Source organism: Rhizobium sp. BK538 (assembly GCF_014197575.1).
Taxonomy (GTDB): Bacteria; Pseudomonadota; Alphaproteobacteria; order Rhizobiales; family Rhizobiaceae; genus Rhizobium.
Genome location: NZ_JACIFT010000026.1, coordinates 16038 through 34243, shown reverse-complemented (window position 1 = coordinate 34243; position 18206 = coordinate 16038). Strand labels below are relative to the sequence as shown.

Below are 18206 nucleotides of genomic sequence, written 5' to 3'. Positions count from 1 at the left end.
TGCCTGCGGCATCGCTGATCTAAATGCATGAATTTTTAACGAAATAAGTAAGACATTCGTCATAGCAGACCCGTAGGCTTTGCACGAATGGGGCGCGCCGGTCGCTGGGCAGTTGGTTTGTGCACCGCTCCGAGACTTTTCTTTTAACCTGCACTTTGGGCCTCGTTCTCATCGTCAGCGGCATCATTGCTTACGGCATGTATGTCGATGATCCGGCGGTGGTGTTTGCCGTTGTCTCGTTCGTACTTTTCCATGCCGGCTTTGCAACTGTCTGGGGCGCCGGTTGCCAGTTTCGCACTAGCGGACTGGCGCTGCGAGCCACCGTCGCCTGCGCCCTGGTGGCGATGCTCGTTTCCATTCCTCCACTGTTGATCGGTTATGACGGGCTCGCATTTATCGCCGAAAATGCGGCGATCGCTGCCATGCTCTTCGCTACCGCCTATCAGTATTGGCGGGCGCGGCAAGAGGCGCCGGCGCCTCTGACCGGAATTACCGTCCTCTATTGCCTGACGGCGATTTCCTTCGTTCTGTGCGCGGCCGTCCTGATCACCGATGGAAAGATGGTGCTGGGCGTTGCGCCGAGCAATTGGGCCGAGGATCTGAGCCTTGCGATCTGCATCGCCAGCATGACCGGCATCGGTGCCCTGTCGCTGGCACTTCACCAGTGGCGGCTCGCCGCGCGGCACCGTCTGGATGCCATGACGGATCCGCTGACCGGGCTCGTGAATCGCCGTGCGCTTTTCGATCGCTACGGGCAGGGTCTGATGGGATCGGCAACCGCAGTGCTGATCTTCGATCTCGATCGCTTCAAGTCCATTAACGATACCTTTGGGCACGCCGGAGGCGACCGTGTACTGAAGGTTTTCGCAGCTGAGCTCGCGGCGAATTGCAGAATCGGTGATACCGCCGCGCGCCTCGGCGGCGAGGAGTTTGCGCTGGTTGTGAAAGAGATCATGCCTGGCCGCGCCGAAATGGTGGCCGAACGCATCCGCAAAGCTTTTGCCGGCCGCGAGATCTACCTCGACGACGAAACACTCACATGCACGGTCAGTGTCGGTGTCGCGCCGGGGCGCTCCACGCCGATGGATTTTGACGCGATGCTGAATGCCGCAGACAAGGCGCTCTACGCCGCCAAGCGCGGGCCGGAACCGAATCGAGCTCGCAAGCCATCTCCATTCTGTGCCGGCGGGTGCGGCTCGCACCGGCTCTTGAGCGAAAAACTCAGCTCGCCTATTGTCGCCGTCGGCCGGATGCGGCCAGCCGCCCCGCGGCGCGAAAGCGCGATGGTGAATGCATCCAGATACATCCTTCACATCCCTTGCCGTTTGGCGATTGATGGCGAACGGGTCAGCAGACGCGGGCACTGATCATCCTGTTTGCCGCCAACGTAAGGAATGAATCATGCGCGATTTTCGCGACGCCAAACTCATGGCGAAAGCTCTGCGGCAGGCTCTGGCTACCCGCGACATAGACTTCACCCATAGTGAAACCCTGGAGATCGTTGCCCGGCAGTTCGGGTTCGATCAGTGGAATATCCTTTCGGCCAAGCTTGAAGAGCAGGAAGCGGCAACGCCCGCGATTGCCATTCAGCCGCCGATCCCGATTTTCCGCATCTTCGACGTCGACAAGGCGAAGGAGTTCTATTGCGGATTTCTCGGCTTCGCGCTGGATTGGGAGCACCCCTTCGGCGATCATTTCCCGCTCTACTGCCAGGTGTCGAGAAGCGGCATGATCCTGCATCTCAGCGAACATTCCGGCGACGCCAGCCCCGGCGCCCGCGCCTTCGTGCCCGTCACCGGTGTTCGTGTCTTGCAGTGCGAGCTCGCGGCCAAGCAATATCGCTACATGAAGCCCGGCCTGCAGGAGGCGCCCTGGGGCCTCGAAATGGAGGCAATCGACCCCTTCAATAACCGGCTCACGTTCTGCGAACGGATGTAATGTCGCCAGGTGGGAGGAGGTATCCCCTGCGGCCTTATTTCACACGAGCATCAAGGCGCGCACGAAGGCGATCGAGGCGAGGAGCGAAGCAATCGTCCTCACGTGGTTCCACCAGGTCCAATCCTTGAGGTAGGCCGTCCAGAGCGCGGTGGCCTCGGCGCCGCTGCCGCTGACTTCCGCCAGCGCGGCGTTCATCGGCACGTTGAAGACGATCGTGGAGAGGAACGATGCAAAGACGTAAAGCACTGCGCCGGAGAGCATCCAGACGCTGACGCCACCGCGCCAGTTGAAGAACGCGACGGCAGCGATCACGAGGCACAGGACCAGGGTCGGTACGAAAAGCAGCATGAAGGGCGAGCGCACGATCGTGACATTGATGGAGTTCATCGCCGCTATGCCCTGTTCGGTGGGAATGCGGGCGAACGACGTCATGATAAAGGTTGAGAAGGCAAAGAAGATGCCGGCAACAAGGCCGCTGCCGATCGCCGCAGCCGCCAAAGCGATACTGACAACAAGTGTCATTGTCATACCCTCCACGTTCCATTGGCAGCAGCATCGCGTGCATAGTCGCCGAAATCTTTGGCGGGGCGGCCGAGAATTTCCGCGACCCCATTCGCAACCTGCGAATTTCTGCCATCAAGCACCTGCGTGAAGAGCTCTTCGAGCAGGCCGATCATGTCTTTCGGCAGCCCAGCGGCAGCAAGTCCCTCCTTGAACTCTGCCATGGATATCTGCTGATAGGCGATATCCCTGCCGCATGCTTCAGCGATCTCGGCGACCGCCTCGCGGAAGGTTAGCGCGCGTGGACCGGTCAGTTCGTAGGTCTTGCCAACATGGCTGGCATCGGTTAGCGCCACAACGGCCGCGTCGGCAATGTCGTCGGTATCGATGAAGGGTTCCTTCACAGCACCCGCCGGAAGGGCCAGTTCGCCTGCAGCGACCTGCTCGGCAAAGGCGCCTTCGCTGAAATTCTGGCAGAACCATGATGCTCGCAGAATAGTGTAGTCGATGCCGGACGCCTTGAGCGCTTCCTCGGCGCGCTGCGCACCCTCTTCGCCGCGGCCCGACAACAGGACGATATGGCTAAGGCCGCAGTCGATCGCTGTGCGGGCGAGCGCACCAACCGCATCAGCGGCCCATGATACGGCAAGGTCAGGCTGGAAGCTCACATAGGCGCTCTTTGCGCCGGCGAGCGTCGCGGCCCAGTCTGCCCGCTTTTCCCAATCGAATGGAGGCGCGCTGGAACGCGAGGCAAAGCGGAAGGTGAGCCCTCGCTTCGCCAGCTGGTCTGCGATGCGGCCGCCTGTCTTGCCCGAGCCGCCGATGACGATGATTTCGGAATTCTGCATGGGACCACTCCTCCGGTTTAAATAAGAGAAAGTCTCTCATTTGCAAAATGAGATAAACTCTCTTATTTTATTCGTCAAGTGAAAAATGGAGAGTGGAATGGGCGAAGAGGTTGCCGTTAGGCGCAGAAGACAGCCGGAACCGATCGGCCAGCCGCGCCGGATTCCGCAGCAGAAGCGCGGCCGTGAGCGTTTCGAGAAGATCCTTTCCGTGGCGCTGGAACTGATCCAGAAGAATGGCAGCGATGCGTTGAGGATGAGTGAGATCGTTGAAAGGGCTGAGCTATCCTTCGGGGCGCTCTACCAGTATTTCCCGGACAAGAGTTCGATCATCCGCACACTTGCCGAACGCTTCAACCAACAGGGCAGGGCTTGCGTCGGGGCTGAGCTTGCAACGGCGACGGATGCCGCAACGCTGCGGCAGGCGCTCTGCAACATTGCCGGCCAGTACTACGCTTTTTTCCGGCAGGAGCCCGTGATGCGCGACATATGGGTCGCCACCCAGGCTGATCGGTTGCTGCAGGAGGTCGATGGCGAGGACATGGAGTTTCACGCTCAGGCGCTGTTTTCCGTTCTCGCAAAGCTGGAGCCGGAACGTGGCAAGAGCGAGCTTCTCGCCATTGCCAGGCTTACCATGCAGCTTCTGGCAGCGGCCGTTCGTTACGCGATTTCACTGGACGATGCGGACGGACGTGCCACGATTGCGCTTTATCAGCGGATGCTGCCCGCCGATATTGCACGACTATCGTAGGCGCTGGATCCACGCTTCTTTTTCTGGGCTCGCCTTGGTGCAATCGGCTCAGGCAGGCAGAAAGCTGCGCGCCGCGAAATAGCCTACGGCGCCGAGCACGACCGCCACTGCCGACGCTTCGCCGAGCGCCATCGCGTATTCCCGCCGCCCGGCCGTGAAGGCAAGCACCACCTTCGTCACCGTGTTAACCGCGACGGCGATCAGGATGACATCGGCCGCCGTCGTCACGTCGATCGTCGAGCCTACGAGGCGTACGGTGGAAAGCGTGATGGCATCAACATCGACGAGGCCGGAGATCGCCGCCACGACGAAGAGCGCGGATGGCCCGACATAGTCGATCGCCATCTTCGACACGAGGCTGATGAGACCGAGCAGCGCCGCAAAGGAGATGACGGTCTTGAGCTCGAAGGGGTTTTTCAGGTCGATCTCCGGCGCCTCGGTCGCAGTCTTGAAACGCCACACCGAGAACAGGCCGGCCGCCATGAAACCGATGATCGCCGGGACGAGCGCGGACGCGAGCGGCGCCAGCATGGTGAAGGAGAGGGCGCTGGCGATGACGAGGACGCGCGCATAGGAGAGGGCGCCGGCAATACCTGCGCCTGCCGCAAGGTGCCGTGCACCCTCGGGCGCTTCCGCCGAATAGCGGGCGAAAGACAGCGTCAAGGCGGTCGACGAGACAAGCCCGCCGGCAGCCCCCGCCAACAGAACGCCACGGCCGGTGCCCATCAATCGAATCGCCATGTAGCCGGCAAAAGACAGGGCTGCGATGGTGATCGTCAACAGCCACAGCGAGTAAGGATTGAGCGCGCCCCAGGGATCGAGCGCCTCGTCCGGCAGCAGTGGCAGTGCAATCACGGTCATCGCAAGCAGCAGCAAGGCGGAGCGGAGTTCAACCCACGTTAACCCTCTAAGAAAGCCGTGCAGGCTGTGGCGAGCCGCAAGAATTGCTGTCGTTGCGACGCCGCCGGCTGCCGCGGTAACGATGTCGCCGACGGCAGCCAGAACGCCGAGCCCGAACACCACAAGGGCGGCCACGACCGAGGTGATGCTGTAGTCTTCGTCCTCCTTCGTCTCCTGCCACTTGCCGGCGATGTAGATGAGACCCAGAAGCACCGCGATTGCTGCAGGCAGAAGGGGGCCGGTCATGGACTGAAGTGTTCCAGCTATTCCGCCGAGAAAGCCGGTGAGACCGAAGGTGCGGATACCCGCCGTCCTGCCGCCCGCGCGAACTTCGCGTTCCTGCCAGCCCCGCTCGACGCCGACGAGCAGGCCAATGGCAAGTGCGACGCCGAGGCGCTGGAAAACGTCGATATGGTCCATGGCATGACGATATCGCCGCCGCGCGGGCGCGCAAGCGCAAATATCTGAAAGAATTGATGCATTGCGCGCCGCCGTGCCCTCGAACGCGGTTCTCTCAGCATTTCTTGTGCGGCGGCGCGCGGGCATTGTTCGATCACCAGGGCGTTTTTGCCATCATTCTCGGCATGGAACCGCTCGCTGTTCTGGAAAACTGACCCGCTTGCTGCTATTGGCCCATAAATTTGACCAAAGGAGAGAGCGATGATCCAGACGACATTCACCGACCGCGCAGTCATGGCGGAACTCGTTGCGAAGATGCTCTGGGAGATCAAGGCGGTGCACTTCAACGCTGCCCAGCCCTACAAGTTCGCCTCCGGTATGGCGAGCCCCGTCTACATCGATTGCCGCAAGCTTCTGTCCTTCCCGCGCGTCCGCTCGACCGTCATGGACTTTGCCACCAGCGTCGTGTTGCGCGAGGCCGGCTTCGAGCAGTTCGATTGCGTGGCCGGTGGTGAAACCGCTGGCATCCCCTTTGCCGCACTGCTCGCAGATCGCCTCAGCTTGCCGATGATCTATGTGCGCAAGCAGCCGAAGGGTCACGGTCGCAACGCGCAGATCGAAGGCAACATGCCGGAGGGCTCGCGCGTCCTCGTCATCGAGGACCTGACGACGGCCGGCGGCAGCATGTTCAAGTTCATCGATGCTGTCCGTGCCGCCGGTGGTGTGGTCGATCACGGTATCGCGCTCTTCTACTACGGCATTTTCGACGAAGGCGCCCTGCGCTTTGCCGACGGCAAGGTCAAGCTGCACTACATCGCCACCTGGCGCGATGTGCTGGCGGTCGCCAAGGCGCAGAAGCTGTTCGACGAGAAGACATTGAGCGAAGTGGAGGCCTTCCTTGATGCGCCCCTCGCCTGGTCGGGACGCAATGGGGGCATTTCATCACTTTGAATGAAGAATTGCGTCGCGGCGCTTTGCTTTTGCCACGAAATTATCTAATCGATTTGAACATCGATGGATCGTAATGCTGGAGGCCGGAATGATTTTGTGCTGTGGCGAAGCGCTGATTGACATGCTGCCGCGGGAGACAACTCTCGGCGAGAAGGGCTTTGCGCCGTACGCCGGGGGTGCGATCTTCAACACGGCGATCGCGCTCGGACGCCTCGGCATCCCAACGGCGTTCTTCACCGGCCTCGCCGACGACATGATGGGCGAGATCCTGCGCGATACGCTGAAGGCGAGCAATGTCGACTTCAGCCTCTGCGCCATCACCCCGCGCCCGTCGACTGTCGCGTTCGTCAAGTTGGTCAACGGCCAGGCGACCTATGCTTTCTACGATGAAGGCACGGCCGGCCGCATGATCACCACCGACGATCTGCCCGCACTTGGCGACGATTGCGAAGCATTGCATTTCGGCGCAATCAGCCTCATCCCCAGCCCCTGCGGCGAGACCTACGAGGCACTGCTCGACCGCGAGTGCGACAAGCGCGTCATTTCGCTGGATCCCAACATTCGCCCCGGCTTCATCAAGAACAAGCAAGCCCACATGGCGCGCATCAAGCGCATGGCGTCCAAGTCGGATATCGTGAAGTTCTCCGACGAGGACCTGGAGTGGTTCGGTCTCGAGGGCAGCCACGACGATCTCGCCGCCTACTGGCTGCAACAGGGCGTCAAGCTTGTCGTCATCACCAAGGGTGCGGAAGGGGCGTCCGGCTACACCAAGGAACGCAAGGTCACCGTGCCGAGCGAGCGCGTCACCGTCGTCGATACCGTTGGCGCGGGCGACACCTTCGATGCCGGCGTGCTCGCCTCGCTGAAGATCGACGACCTCCTGACCAAGGAAAAGGTTGCCTCGCTCAGCGAAAAGGCTCTGCAGAACGCCCTTTCGCTTGGCGCGAAGGCCGCCGCCGTCACGGTCTCGCGCGCCGGCGCCAATCCCCCATGGGCGAAAGAAATCGGCCTCTGAACTATAGGCGATCGAGAAAGGCGAGCACTTCGCGGCTGAAGTGCTCCGGCCGCTGTAGCGGTGCGAAATGGCTGACCTCTGGTAGGAGGATCAGCTCGGCGTCGGGAATGCTGCGTGCCAGATAATCGGCATGCTCACGCTTGATGAACTCGTCGTTCTCTCCAAGCACGACCGCGACCGGCACCTTGATGCCGGCGAGGTCGGCGGCCGTGTAGTTCGGCTCGCTGGCCATCATCTTCGACACGTCCGCCACGAAGCCATCGAAGGCATCGGGCGTGGCGGATAGCGCCTGATAGTCCTTACGATGGCGACTAAAGCAACGATCGATCACGGGTGTCGGCTTGAATTCAAGCGTGCCGCTGGGATCCATGTTGCAGGCGAAGAAAAACACACCGGAAACCCGCTCCGGCCGCTTATCGGCGAGGATCAGCGCCGTGCAGGCACCGTCGCTCCAGCCGACGAGGGCGGCTTTCGCGAGCGCCAGCCGATCCATCACCGCAAGCACGTCGTCTGCCATCTGGGCATAGTGAAAAGGACGTGCGTCGCGCGTGCTGCGGCCGTGTCCGCGACTGTCGATGACGACGACCTGTCGGTCGGCGGCAACAAGTGCTGGCACCTGATATCCCCAGTTCCCGGCATTGCCGAGTCCGCCATGCAGCAGGATGACAGCGGGGCCGGAGCCATAGCTCTCATACCAGATGCGAGCACCGTCGTTTTCGACGAAGCCAGCACGAGCTGCGGTGGGCAGCGGCGCGGCACCCTTCGCTTCGAATATTGCCAGCTCGTCGTCTGTTTCGATCATGCGTCTCTCCCATCGAACACTGCAGTAAAGACGAAGAAATGTAGCCCGGTTCGACTGCTTCAAACAAAAAAGCTCGCCCACATGACATGGGCGAGCTTTTGAATCGCTTTGTGCGAGCGCTTACTTGGCGAGCTTCGCCAGTGCAGAAACGAGCCCCTGCGTCGAGGAGTCGTGTCCGTCAGCGCTTTCCTTGCCTTCGACGACAGGCAGCAGGCCGGTCGCCAGTTCCTTGCCGAGCTCAACGCCCCACTGATCGAAGGAGTTGATGCGGAAGAGCACACCTTCAACAAAGACTCGGTGCTCATAGAGCGCGATCAGGCGACCCAGCGCATAGGGCGTCAGCTTGTCGTAGACGAAGGTGATCGACGGGCGATTGCCGGTGAAGACGCGGTGCGGCGCGATGAAATCGGCCTTTTTGTCGTCCATGCCCTTGTCGGTCAGCTGCTTCTTCGCCTCTTCGAAGGTGCGGCCCTTCATCAGGGCTTCGGACTGGGCGAGCACATTTGACATCAGAAGCTGGTGCTGGTGGCGCAGATTTGGCTCGAAGGCATTCGCCGCGATCATGAACTCGGCCGGGATGACGCTCGTGCCCTGGTGGATGAGCTGGTAGAAGGCGTGCTGGCCGTTGGTACCGGGCTCGCCCCAGACAACCGGACCGGAATTGCCTTCAACCGGCGTGCCGTCGATCGTCACACCCTTGCCGTTCGATTCCATGTCGAGCTGCTGCAGATAGGCCGGGAAGCGCGACAGGCGCTGGTCGTAGGGCAGGACCGCACGGGTCGGGTAGCCGAGTACATTGCGGTGATAGTAGCCGATCAGGCCGAGCAATATTGGCAGGTTCTGGGTGATCGGCGCCGTGCGGAAGTGGTTGTCGACGGCATGGGCGCCCTCGAGAAACTTGATGAAATTGTCCGGTCCGATCGCGATCATGATCGGCAGGCCGATCGCCGACCACAGGGAATAGCGACCGCCGACCCAATCCCAGAAGCCGAAGACGCGTTCGCTTTCGATGCCGAAGGCCGCGACCTTGTCGAGTGCAGTCGAAACGGCAGCGAAATGATGCTGAACGGCGGCCTCACCGAGCGCGTCGGCGATGAACTTGCGCGCCGTCTGTGCGTTCGTCATCGTCTCCACGGTGGTGAAGGTCTTGGAGGCGACGATGAAGAGCGTCGTCTCGGGCTGAACGAGCTTCAGCGTATCGGCGATATGGGCGCCGTCGATGTTGGAAACGAAATGCGCGCGCGGACCGTCGTGGAAAGGCGCCAGCGCCAGCGTCGCCATGACCGGGCCGAGGTCGGAGCCGCCGATGCCGATATTGATGACGTCGGTGATCGCCTTGCCAGTCGCGCCCTTCAGGCTGCCGGAGCGGATGCCGTCGGCAAACTTGCCCATGGCGGCAAGTACAGCGTTGACCTCAGGCATGACATCCTTGCCGTCGACCAGCACCGTCGTATTGGAGCGGTTGCGCAGAGCAGTGTGCAGGACTGCGCGGTTTTCGGTGAAGTTGATCGCCTTGCCGGCAAACATCTCGTCGCGCTTGGCTTCGACGCCGCTCGTTTCCGCGAGCTTGACCAGGAGAGCCAGGATCTTATCGTTCACGGCCGTCTTGGAATAGTCCATCAGCAGGTCGTCGAGCGACACGCTGAAGTGCGAGAAACGCTGCGGATCGGCGGCAAAGGCGGCGCGCAGATCGGTCGCTTTGGTGGCGGCCGCAGTGCTCTTCAATTGTTCGACGATGGCATTCATGGGAGGCTCCTTTGCAGGGCGAGAGGGTCGCGGAAACTATTCGCTTTGTAGGGCGCAAATCAAGTTCGGCGACCTGTCGAAACGCAAAAAAGCCATCCGAACAAACGGATGGCTCTCAATTTCACGCAACCGTCAAACTTAACCGCGCAGATCCTTGCGCAGGATTTTTCCGACCGGTGTCTTCGGCAATTCCGTGCGGAATTCTACGAAGCGCGGGCGCTTGTAATTGGTGAGATTCGCGGCGCAATGCGCCTTGACGTCCGCCTCCGTCAGCGCCGGATCCTTGCGCACCACAAAGAGTTTCACTGCCTCGCCGGAGTGCCCGTCGGCAATGCCGACCGCCGCGGCCTCGAGGATGCCCGGATGCATCGCGGCCACTTCCTCGATCTCGTTCGGATAGACGTTGAAGCCGGAGACGAGGATCATGTCCTTCTTGCGGTCTACGATCTTGGTGTAGCCGCGTGCATCCATGAAGCCCATGTCGCCGGTGCGGAAATAACCGTCCGGTGTCATCACGCGCGCCGTCTCCTCCGGCTTGTTCCAATAGCCAGCCATCACCTGAGGACCGCGTATGCAGATCTCGCCGATTTCGCCAAGCGGAAGCGAATTGCCGTCTTCGTCGCGAATGTCGAGCTCGGTCGATGGGATCGGCAGACCGATCGAGCCAGTAAACTCGGCCGAATCGAAGCGGTTTGCCGTTGCCACCGGCGACGTCTCGGAGAGGCCATAGCCTTCGGTGATATGGGAGCCGGTGATCTTCATCCACCGCTCCGCAACCGGCCGCTGTACCGCCATACCGCCGCCAAGCGACATCACCATGGAGGAGAAGTCGACCTTGGCGAAATCGGCGTTGTTCATCAAGGCGTTGAAGAGTGTGTTGAGGCCGGGGAATATGTGGACCTTGACCTTGCCGAACTCCTTGACGAGCGCCGGAATATCGCGCGGGTTGGCAACGAGGATGTTGTGCGCGCCGAGCGACATGCCCATCAGCGAATTCACCGTCAGCGCAAAGATGTGATAAAGCGGCAGGGCACAGAGAAAGTTCAGCACTTCTGGCCGCTGCTTCTTGTCGAAAGCCGATTGCAGCCAGAGTTCCAGCTGGAGCTTATTGGAGAGCAGGTTCTTGTGCGTTAGCACTGCGCCCTTGGCGATCCCCGTCGTGCCGCCCGTGTATTGCAGGAAGGCGATATCGTCGCCCTTGAGGTTTGCCGGTTTCAGCGCCTTGCCGGCGCCTTCGGCCAGAACCTGCTTGAAGGTTTTGTGCTGCGGGATGGACCAGGATGGAACGAGCTTCTTCACCTTGCGCACGAGTAGATTGACGATCAGACCCTTGGCGCCCAGCATTTCGCCGAGCGAGGTGACCACCACATGGCGCACATCGGTTTTCACAAGTACCTGCTCCACGGTGCGGGCGAAATTCTCCAGCACGAAGATCGCCTTGGCGCCCGAGTCGCGCAGTTGGTGCTCCAACTCGCGCGGCGTGTACAGCGGATTGACGTTCACTGCCACAAGGCCAGCGCGCAGGATGCCGTAGACGGCGACGGGGTTCTGCAGCACATTCGGCATCATGACGGCGACGCGGTCGCCCTTTTCGAGGCCGAGGCCCTGAAGCCAGGCTGCGATCTTCCGCGTCTGGCTTTCAAGCTCGCCATAGGTCAGCGTCTTTCCCATGCTGGAGAAGGCGGTACGATTGGCGTAGCGCGCACAGGATTTTTCGAGCAGTTCCGCCAGCGATTCGTATTCCAAAGGCGGCAGCTCGGCCGGCACGCTGTCGGGATAGGTCGCAAGCCAGGGCTTTTGGGGATTCGCACCGCCTGGATGGACGGAAATGCTGTTCATCGTGTCTCTCTCCCTGTCGCCGCCGGCCGGTCCTACCGACAAAACCGATTGGACGATCCTCCATCTTCCAACACGGCAGCTTATGTCATCGCCTGAACGGTTCAAGCTGAGAATAGAGTTACACTAACCTTGACGTAAACGTCAATAACGCTGCGGGGCTGGTTGTTGTGACTAAAGGGAACCTCGAGTTCGGGCAGCGTCTTTCAACTGTGGACCAACCACGAGGAACGAAAAAGGAGGAGGTGCACGATGCTGCATCAGGACGCTGACACGGCCCGCCGTGACCCGAATGTAGAGGATACGCCAACGCTGATTGCGAGCGACCGCGTGGAAGGCACCAGAGTCTATGGCGCCGATGGCAAAGACATCGGCTCGATCGAACGGTTGATGCGAGCAGGATGGGCGCGTTGCCTACGCCGTGTTGAGCTTCGGTGGCTTCCTGGGCATCGGTCACGATCACTGTCCGCTGCCGTGGGAAAAGCTGACTTACGACACACAACTGGACGGCTACCGCATCGACCAGACGAAGGAAAAGATCGAAGGCGCGCCGAGCTATGCGGATGATGACCACACTTGGTACAAGGATAATGGCCGCGTTTATGACTACTACGGCGTGCCGCCCTACTGGATGCAACGTCGTCGGCGCGCGGTCTATCTATCGCGCGTATATCCGCTGCGCCAGAGCGCGCTTTATGGCGCTTGGCGTGGTAAAGCGACTTGGATGGGCGCCGTGCAGACGGGCCTTTTCAGTTTGTGGCAACGAGGTCGTTGGCCGAGCGCAGCACAGCGCCAATGGTGATATCGCTTGCCGAAAGCGCCGTTGCAGTCCGTAACCCGAATATGTGGCTTTGGCCCGGAAGTAGCGTTACCAGCATGGAATCGACGACGGCATCAGGATCGAGCCGATCTGACATCAAGCAGAGATCCTTCAGGAACGTCACAGCTGTTACTTTCACCTCATAGCCATCCGCGGAAGGGCTAACCTCGATCGATGCCTGCGGCGCCGGCAGCTTCAGGTCGACATCCTCGACGAAGTAGTGGAAGGCACGGCGGTCGAGCATCTGCACGACGATGAGCTCATCGTTTGCGTTGTCTGGCGTTGCGATGTCAGCCGGCAGCGGAAACTCCTTCGCTTCGAAGCGGTCGCAGAGCAGTCGCCAGAACTCGAATTCGGCCAGCACTGTTCCGTCAAGCCGCAGGCGCTTGCCTGAAATCTTCGCACGCCAGAAGAGGGTACGCTCGTTGACTGCCACCGCCGCCAGTCCGCTGCTGCGCGGCTGGATCGTCAGCAGCCTCGGATCGAATGCCTGTTGCATGGCATACCAGAGCGGCTTGCGGCGTCCGGCCGAATCGAGCGCCGCCCAGGAGGTGACCGGCCAGCAATCGTTGAACTGCCAGACGACGGCGCCTTTGCAGGCAGCGCGGTGTGAGCGCATGTGCTCGATCGCGAAGCGGATGGCGCGCGCCTGGTTGAGCTGTGTGGCGAAATGCCAGTCGTCCATGGTCCGCGGCACCGGCAGATGCCCGGCGAGGCCGCGGATCAGCTTGTCGTTGCCTTGCGTCGCCTTCTGATGGTGGAAAACGCCATTCGAGGTCGGTGTCAGCGGCGTATCGTGGACGCTTTCCTCGATCGTCGCCCAGTTGGGTGGTGCCTGCCAGCCGAACTCTGAGCAGAAGCGGGGGATGTAGTTGCGATAGACCTCGTAGCCGAGGTCATTCCAGACATCCCAGATATGCTTGCAGCCATGTTCATCGGCGTTCGGCTCGATCTCCATCGTCCCGGAGTAGGGGCTGCCTGGATAATACGGCCGATCCGGGTCCAGCTCAGCACAGAGTTTCGGCAGAACATCGAGATAGTAGCCGAGCCCCCAGCTCACTCCATCCTTGATGATCGGACGCCAACCCCACTCGTCGAAGCCCCAGATATTTTCGTTGTTGCCGTTCCAGACGATAAGCGACGGGTGCGGCATCAGGCGCATGACGTTGTCGCGCACCTCCGCTTCGACCTCACTGCGCAAGGGCTCTTCTTCGGGATAGGATGCGCAGGCAAACAGGAAGTCCTGCCAGACGAGCATCCCGGCGCGGTCGCAGGCTTCGTAGAACTCGTCGCGCTCGAATATGCCGCCGCCCCAGACACGCAGCAGATTGATGTTCCCTGCTTTGGCCTCCTCAATCCGGGAAGTATAGCGCTCTGCGGTCACCTGCGATGGGAAGCAGTCGTCCGGAATCCAGTTCGCGCCGCAGAGGAAAAGTGGGACGTCGTTGACAACGAAAGTAAATGCGGAGCCGTGTTCGTCGGGTGCGGTATCCAGCCTGACCGAGCGGAAGCCGATCTCTTTCGAATAGCTGTCAAGTAAGTCATTGCTTACGCTATCGCGCAGTTCAATCTGCAACGGGTAGAGCGGTTGTGCGCCGAGATGGTGTGGCCACCAGATCTGCGGGGCAGGGACAGTCAACCGAAACTCGATCTCATCTGCTCCCTCCGCGAACTCGGCGACATGGCTGATGCCGGCAATGCTAGCGACGATCTTCGCGCCCTCGCCGGCGTGGCGCTCGACACGTGCTCGCACCGTCACAAGCCCGTCGCGGCCGGCAAGCGTTGCCGAAACCCGCGTTTCTGCAAGCCGAGCCCGTTCCCAGCTTTCCAGCCGCACCAGCTTCCAGATCCCCGCGGTCACCAGCGTCGGTCCCCAGTCCCAACCGAAGTTGCAGGCCATCTTGCGCATCAGGTTGCCAGGGCCGGGATAGTTATTCGGCCGATAGCCGTAATGCGCCTCCATCTCGGCACCGTATGCGTATGCCGAGCGAAATGCCACGACGAGCTCGTTCGAGCCCTGCTTCAGTCGCTCCGAGACATCGAAGCGATAGGTGCGATGCATGTTGAAGGTTCGGCCGAGCTCCTCGCCGTTCAGGACAATCGTCGCGACGGTATCGAGGCCGTCGAACACCAGTTCGTGGATTTTTCCGGCGTCCGGTGACGCGTCTAAAGTGCAGCGATAGGTCCAGTCGTCCTTGCCGATCCAGTCGTTGGTGATCTCGTTGATGTCGAGATAGGGGTCGGGGATCAGCCGGGCGGCCAGAAGGTCGAGATGTACGCAACCGGGCACTTTTGCTGGAATCTCAGCCGGCAGGTCGCGTCGACCTGTAACGTTGCAGGAAAGAGTCCAGCCCCGGTTTAGTTCGGTCTTTTCGATCATGGGAAACTTTTAGAGATAACGGCCGTGGCGTTGCAGGATTTCGATCTTGTAGCCGTCGGGATCGGTAACGAAGAAGAACAGCGCCAGCAGTTTGCCGTCGCGATTGAGTTCGACGATCTTGCCAGGGTTCAGGCCCGCTTCCATCAGGCGCTTATGCTCGATCTTCACTTCCTGGACGGAGAGGGCAAGATGCCCATAGCCATTGCCGAGATCATAGGGTTCAGTGCGCCCCTTGTTGACCGTCAGCTCCAGCTCGAAGCCGGTTTCGTCGTTGCTCATGTAGATCAGGGTGAAGGTATCGAAGTCGATGCGATCGGCGACTTTGAGGCCGAGAACCTTGCCGTAGAACTCGACCGAGCGCGCCTCGTCGAGAACGCGGATCATGGAATGAATCATCTTGGCCAAGGCTGCCTCCCGTTGCCGATATCACGGCAGCCTTGGTAGCCGCCGCCTCAGGCCGGGCGCAAGCCAATTCTTTGCGTGATGGCGTTTTCGACAAGCCCCATCGCATCATAGATCAGCACTGCCATTAGGCCGACGATCAGACCACCTTGCAGGATGAAGGCGGTATTGTCGGAAATCAGCCCGGCGATGATGACTTCGCCAAGGCCCTTGGCCGCCACCGTCGAGCCGATCGTCGCGGTGCCGATGTTGATGACGGTCGCAACCTTCAAGCCCTCGAGGATCAGCGGCAGAGCAAGCGGCAGTTCCACCTGAAAGAGCCGCTGTCTGCCATTCATGCCCATGCCATCGGCGGCATCAAGCACGGAGGGGGAGACCTGCTTCAGGCCGGAGACGGTGTTCTCGAAGATCGGCAGCAGGCCATAGAGAAAGAGGGCGATCAACGTCGGACCGGCACCGAAGCCGGTTGCTGGCACGGCCAAAGCGAGCACCGCGACCGGCGGAAAGGTCTGGCCGGCATTGGCAATCGCCCGCGACAACGGCAGGAAGTCTTCGCCGCTCTTGCGGGTGACGAAAATGCCGCCGAGGATCGCAAGAACGGCGCTGCCCGCGATCGAGATCGCCACAAGAAAGAGATGCGAAGCGGCAAGCTGCGGAAGACTGTTTTGCGTGTAGACGGCCGGCGCATTGTTACTCGTCAACGGCACGAGCAGGAACGACAGCCACTCCGTCCTGAACAGGAGGATCAGCAGCAACAGCAGTGCGACGACGCGGAAGAGGTTCGCGAAGACGTGTTTCATGCCTTACGGCCCAGTTCGAGCAGCCGCGTTATCGAGATCGAGCCGATAGGCGCCCTGTCGCCATCCTGAACGGCGGCTTCGTCGACGCCTTGCCAGATCATCTCGGCCAGCGCGTCGCGCAGGCTGAGCGATTCTGGTAATGTGTAAGCCAGGCCTGACTTCGCCGGCTCCATGCTCTCCTTCAGTGGCAGCAGCGACATCAGTTTCAGTGCCCGGTCGGAGGTGCCGGTCAATTGCTGCACGAAGGGATCGGCCGGCTCGGTCAGGATCTTTTCCGGGGTCGAGCATTGCAGCAGCTTGCCGACGCTCATCACGGCGATCTGGTTGCCGAGGTGGAAGGCCTCGTCCATATCGTGCGTCACGAGGACGACGGTCGTACCGAACTGCTTCTGGATCGCGAGGAGATCGTCTTGCGCCTTGCCGCGGATGACAGGATCGAGCGCGCCGAACGGCTCGTCCATCAATAGCAGTTCCGGTTCCGCCGCCAGCGCACGCGCAACGCCGACGCGCTGCTGCTGGCCGCCCGAGAGCTGATGCGGATATTTCTCGGCGAAGGTCGCCGGATCGAGGTTGAAGAGGCCGAGCAGTTCCTCGACGCGGGCTTTGATTTTTACCGTGTCCCAGCCGAGAAGCTGCGGCACCGTCGCGATGTTCTGTGCGACCGTCCGATGAGGAAAGAGGCCGTGGCCCTGGATCGCGTAGCCGATCTTGCGGCGCAGTTCCGTCACTGGCACATCCATGATGTTCTGCCCGCCAACGAAGATCTCACCCGCGGTGATCGGCACGAGACGGTTGATCATCCGCATCAGTGTCGATTTGCCCGAGCCCGACGTACCGACGATGACGGTGATCGAGCCCTTCTCGACATCCATCGAGACATTGTCGACGACGGTTGCCGCTCCGTAGCGCTTGGTAACGTTCCTGATCTCGATCATGCTCATGCAGCGGATCCCCGTATGCTGTCGATGACCGCATCGAGGATGACGGCCGAAGAAAAGGCGAAGAAAACGGTCGGCACGGCGCCGAGCAGAACGAGATCCATGGCTGTCTGGCCAAGCCCCTGGAAGATGAAGATGCCGAAGCCGCCACCGCCGATCAGCGCTGCCACCGTCACCAGACCGATCGCCTGAACGAGGACGATGCGAATGCCTGTCAGGATGACGGGAAAGGCCAGCGGCAGGTCGATGCCAGTGAGGATCTGGCGGCGCGTCAAGCCCATCCCCGCCGCGGCGTCGCGGACCGAGGGATCAACACCCTGCAGACCGACGACCGTGTTGGCGACGATCGGCAGCAGCGAATAAAGGATGAGCGCGATCAGCGCTGGCGCAGCACCGATGCCGCGAATGCCGATCGAGGCAGCCGCCGGCACATGGGTCGCGAGATAGCCGAGCGGCAGCATCAGAATACCGAAAAGCGCAAGGCTCGGGATTGTCTGGATCAGGCTGAGACCCTGTAGCACTGCGGCACGCAGCTTCGGAACCCAGAAACACAGGATGCCGAGCGGCAGGCCGATGACGATCGCGGTCGCCAGCGAGCCGAATGCGAGCAGCAGATGGGCCAGCGCCTCGGTCCAGAATTGCGCGGATCGGGTCGCGAATTCCTTCATGATCGAGAGATTGTCGAGCAGACCCGACGTGAGGAAGATTCCGAGCAGGCCGGTGTAAGCAGCAAGGGCTGCAATCCGCATCCACGGAGTAAGCCTGATCTTGACGAGCGCGTCCGAGATGATGAGCCCGATGACCGCGAACAGCACCCAGAATCCGCCGCCAGGCGTCATGCGTGCGGCATTGCTGTTCGGTGGTGTGAATACCGCGGCCGCAAGCCCGATCGTCGCAAGCAGCGCCGCAAAGCAGAGGGTCGCGATCACCAGCCGCAGCAGCGCGTTCTGCAGAAACAGAACGGCCAGTGCGGTGACGATTAGGAGGATTGTCAGGATGATGGCGGACGGCTGGTTCAGAAGCTGCGTCAGCAGCATGGGCTTTCCGGCGGCGATGCGGTTTGCCTTCACATAGATGAAAGGCAGGAGCGCAGTTGCGACGATGCCGGCCGTCACCAACACCGCGCCGAGCCGGTCCAGCTTGCGGACCGCTAAGGTTTCTTCCATCGATCCATCCCTGTCC

15 protein-coding genes and 2 pseudogenes are annotated in these 18206 nt (G+C 61.0%); 6 read left to right on the top strand and 11 right to left on the bottom strand.

Annotation, left to right across the window (positions count from 1 at the left end; all coding sequences use genetic code 11):
* The first annotated feature begins 104 nt into the window (after positions 1 to 104).
* Positions 105 to 1212: pseudogene (locus FHX09_RS25400) on the top strand (GGDEF domain-containing protein).
* 189 nt (positions 1213 to 1401) lie between these two features.
* Positions 1402 to 1938, top strand: a complete 537-nt coding sequence (locus FHX09_RS25395) for a glyoxalase superfamily protein (RefSeq protein WP_132593349.1) — start codon at positions 1402 to 1404, stop codon at positions 1936 to 1938.
* A 39-nt stretch (positions 1939 to 1977) separates the two neighbouring features.
* On the opposite strand, the gene FHX09_RS25390 is transcribed toward FHX09_RS25395, so the two are convergent.
* Both FHX09_RS25390 and FHX09_RS25385 read right to left on the bottom strand, forming a co-directional pair.
* Positions 1978 to 2460 (bottom strand): anthrone oxygenase family protein, encoded by a 483-nt coding sequence (locus FHX09_RS25390; RefSeq protein WP_132593347.1) that lies wholly within the window; start codon positions 2458 to 2460, stop codon positions 1978 to 1980.
* A 2-nt stretch (positions 2461 to 2462) separates the two neighbouring features.
* Positions 2463 to 3287 (bottom strand): NmrA family NAD(P)-binding protein, encoded by an 825-nt coding sequence (locus tag FHX09_RS25385; RefSeq protein WP_132593345.1) that lies wholly within the window; start codon positions 3285 to 3287, stop codon positions 2463 to 2465.
* Between the two features lie 97 nt (positions 3288 to 3384).
* Between FHX09_RS25385 and FHX09_RS25380 the strand changes: the two genes are divergently transcribed.
* Positions 3385 to 4035 (top strand): TetR/AcrR family transcriptional regulator, encoded by a 651-nt coding sequence (locus FHX09_RS25380; protein ID WP_184450800.1) that lies wholly within the window; start codon positions 3385 to 3387, stop codon positions 4033 to 4035.
* 48 nt (positions 4036 to 4083) lie between these two features.
* Here the strand turns inward: FHX09_RS25380 and FHX09_RS25375 are convergent, their stop codons facing one another.
* Complete coding sequence (locus FHX09_RS25375) at positions 4084 to 5355, bottom strand: MgtC/SapB family protein (protein WP_132593341.1); 1272 nt, start codon at positions 5353 to 5355, stop codon at positions 4084 to 4086.
* A 240-nt stretch (positions 5356 to 5595) separates the two neighbouring features.
* Between FHX09_RS25375 and FHX09_RS25370 the strand changes: the two genes are divergently transcribed.
* Both FHX09_RS25370 and FHX09_RS25365 read left to right on the top strand, forming a co-directional pair.
* The gene (locus FHX09_RS25370) at positions 5596 to 6285 is read left to right on the top strand and encodes an orotate phosphoribosyltransferase (RefSeq protein WP_007801954.1); all 690 of its coding nucleotides are present in this window, start codon (positions 5596 to 5598) and stop codon (positions 6283 to 6285) included.
* 88 nt (positions 6286 to 6373) lie between these two features.
* Positions 6374 to 7300: a carbohydrate kinase gene (locus tag FHX09_RS25365; protein ID WP_132593339.1), complete on the top strand. Its 927-nt coding sequence runs from the start codon at positions 6374 to 6376 to the stop codon at positions 7298 to 7300.
* 1 nt (position 7301) lies between these two features.
* On the opposite strand, the gene FHX09_RS25360 is transcribed toward FHX09_RS25365, so the two are convergent.
* The 3 genes from FHX09_RS25360 to FHX09_RS25350 form a co-directional block, all read right to left on the bottom strand.
* Entirely contained in the window at positions 7302 to 8102 is an 801-nt protein-coding gene (locus tag FHX09_RS25360) for an alpha/beta hydrolase (protein ID WP_132593337.1), read from the bottom strand.
* A 120-nt stretch (positions 8103 to 8222) separates the two neighbouring features.
* Complete coding sequence (pgi, locus tag FHX09_RS25355) at positions 8223 to 9848, bottom strand: glucose-6-phosphate isomerase (RefSeq protein WP_007801948.1); 1626 nt, start codon at positions 9846 to 9848, stop codon at positions 8223 to 8225.
* 138 nt (positions 9849 to 9986) lie between these two features.
* Positions 9987 to 11687 carry a long-chain fatty acid--CoA ligase gene (locus tag FHX09_RS25350; protein ID WP_132593335.1) on the bottom strand — a complete coding sequence of 567 codons (1701 nt, stop codon included), beginning with the start codon at positions 11685 to 11687 and terminating at the stop codon, positions 9987 to 9989.
* Between the two features lie 249 nt (positions 11688 to 11936).
* Here FHX09_RS25350 and FHX09_RS25345 point away from each other — a divergent pair.
* A pseudogene (locus tag FHX09_RS25345) lies at positions 11937 to 12318 on the top strand (PRC-barrel domain-containing protein); the annotation flags it as partial.
* Positions 12319 to 12433: 115 nt separating this feature from the next.
* On the opposite strand, the gene FHX09_RS25340 reads toward FHX09_RS25345, so the two are convergent.
* The 5 genes from FHX09_RS25340 to FHX09_RS25320 are packed head-to-tail and all read right to left on the bottom strand — an operon-like array spanning position 12434 to position 18190.
* Positions 12434 to 14884: a glycoside hydrolase family 2 protein gene (locus FHX09_RS25340; RefSeq protein ID WP_132593333.1), complete on the bottom strand. Its 2451-nt coding sequence runs from the start codon at positions 14882 to 14884 to the stop codon at positions 12434 to 12436.
* Positions 14885 to 14893: 9 nt separating this feature from the next.
* Entirely contained in the window at positions 14894 to 15289 is a 396-nt protein-coding gene (locus tag FHX09_RS25335) for a glyoxalase superfamily protein (protein ID WP_132593331.1), read from the bottom strand.
* A 47-nt stretch (positions 15290 to 15336) separates the two neighbouring features.
* The gene (locus FHX09_RS25330; RefSeq protein ID WP_007801938.1) at positions 15337 to 16086 is read right to left on the bottom strand and encodes an ABC transporter permease; all 750 of its coding nucleotides are present in this window, start codon (positions 16084 to 16086) and stop codon (positions 15337 to 15339) included.
* Positions 16083 to 17027 (bottom strand): ABC transporter ATP-binding protein, encoded by a 945-nt coding sequence (locus FHX09_RS25325; RefSeq protein WP_132593329.1) that lies wholly within the window; start codon positions 17025 to 17027, stop codon positions 16083 to 16085. Before FHX09_RS25325 ends, FHX09_RS25330 begins: the two co-directional genes overlap by 4 nt.
* The gene (locus tag FHX09_RS25320; protein ID WP_132593327.1) at positions 17024 to 18190 is read right to left on the bottom strand and encodes an ABC transporter permease; all 1167 of its coding nucleotides are present in this window, start codon (positions 18188 to 18190) and stop codon (positions 17024 to 17026) included. The genes FHX09_RS25325 and FHX09_RS25320 overlap by 4 nt, the downstream gene beginning before the upstream one ends.
* Positions 18191 to 18206 lie beyond the last annotated feature (16 nt).

Coding starts and splice junctions, on each gene's coding strand:
- FHX09_RS25395 (WP_132593349.1), top strand. CDS start 1,402: ATGCGCGATTTTCGCGACGCCAAACTCATGGCGAAAGCTCTGCGGCAG.
- FHX09_RS25390 (WP_132593347.1), bottom strand. CDS start 2,460: ATGACACTTGTTGTCAGTATCGCTTTGGCGGCTGCGGCGATCGGCAGC.
- FHX09_RS25385 (WP_132593345.1), bottom strand. CDS start 3,287: ATGCAGAATTCCGAAATCATCGTCATCGGCGGCTCGGGCAAGACAGGC.
- FHX09_RS25380 (WP_184450800.1), top strand. CDS start 3,385: ATGGGCGAAGAGGTTGCCGTTAGGCGCAGAAGACAGCCGGAACCGATC.
- FHX09_RS25375 (WP_132593341.1), bottom strand. CDS start 5,355: ATGGACCATATCGACGTTTTCCAGCGCCTCGGCGTCGCACTTGCCATT.
- FHX09_RS25370 (WP_007801954.1), top strand. CDS start 5,596: ATGATCCAGACGACATTCACCGACCGCGCAGTCATGGCGGAACTCGTT.
- FHX09_RS25365 (WP_132593339.1), top strand. CDS start 6,374: ATGATTTTGTGCTGTGGCGAAGCGCTGATTGACATGCTGCCGCGGGAG.
- FHX09_RS25360 (WP_132593337.1), bottom strand. CDS start 8,102: ATGATCGAAACAGACGACGAGCTGGCAATATTCGAAGCGAAGGGTGCC.
- pgi (WP_007801948.1), bottom strand. CDS start 9,848: ATGAATGCCATCGTCGAACAATTGAAGAGCACTGCGGCCGCCACCAAA.
- FHX09_RS25350 (WP_132593335.1), bottom strand. CDS start 11,687: ATGAACAGCATTTCCGTCCATCCAGGCGGTGCGAATCCCCAAAAGCCC.
- FHX09_RS25340 (WP_132593333.1), bottom strand. CDS start 14,884: ATGATCGAAAAGACCGAACTAAACCGGGGCTGGACTCTTTCCTGCAAC.
- FHX09_RS25330 (WP_007801938.1), bottom strand. CDS start 16,086: ATGAAACACGTCTTCGCGAACCTCTTCCGCGTCGTCGCACTGCTGTTG.
- FHX09_RS25325 (WP_132593329.1), bottom strand. CDS start 17,027: ATGAGCATGATCGAGATCAGGAACGTTACCAAGCGCTACGGAGCGGCA.
- FHX09_RS25320 (WP_132593327.1), bottom strand. CDS start 18,190: ATGGAAGAAACCTTAGCGGTCCGCAAGCTGGACCGGCTCGGCGCGGTG.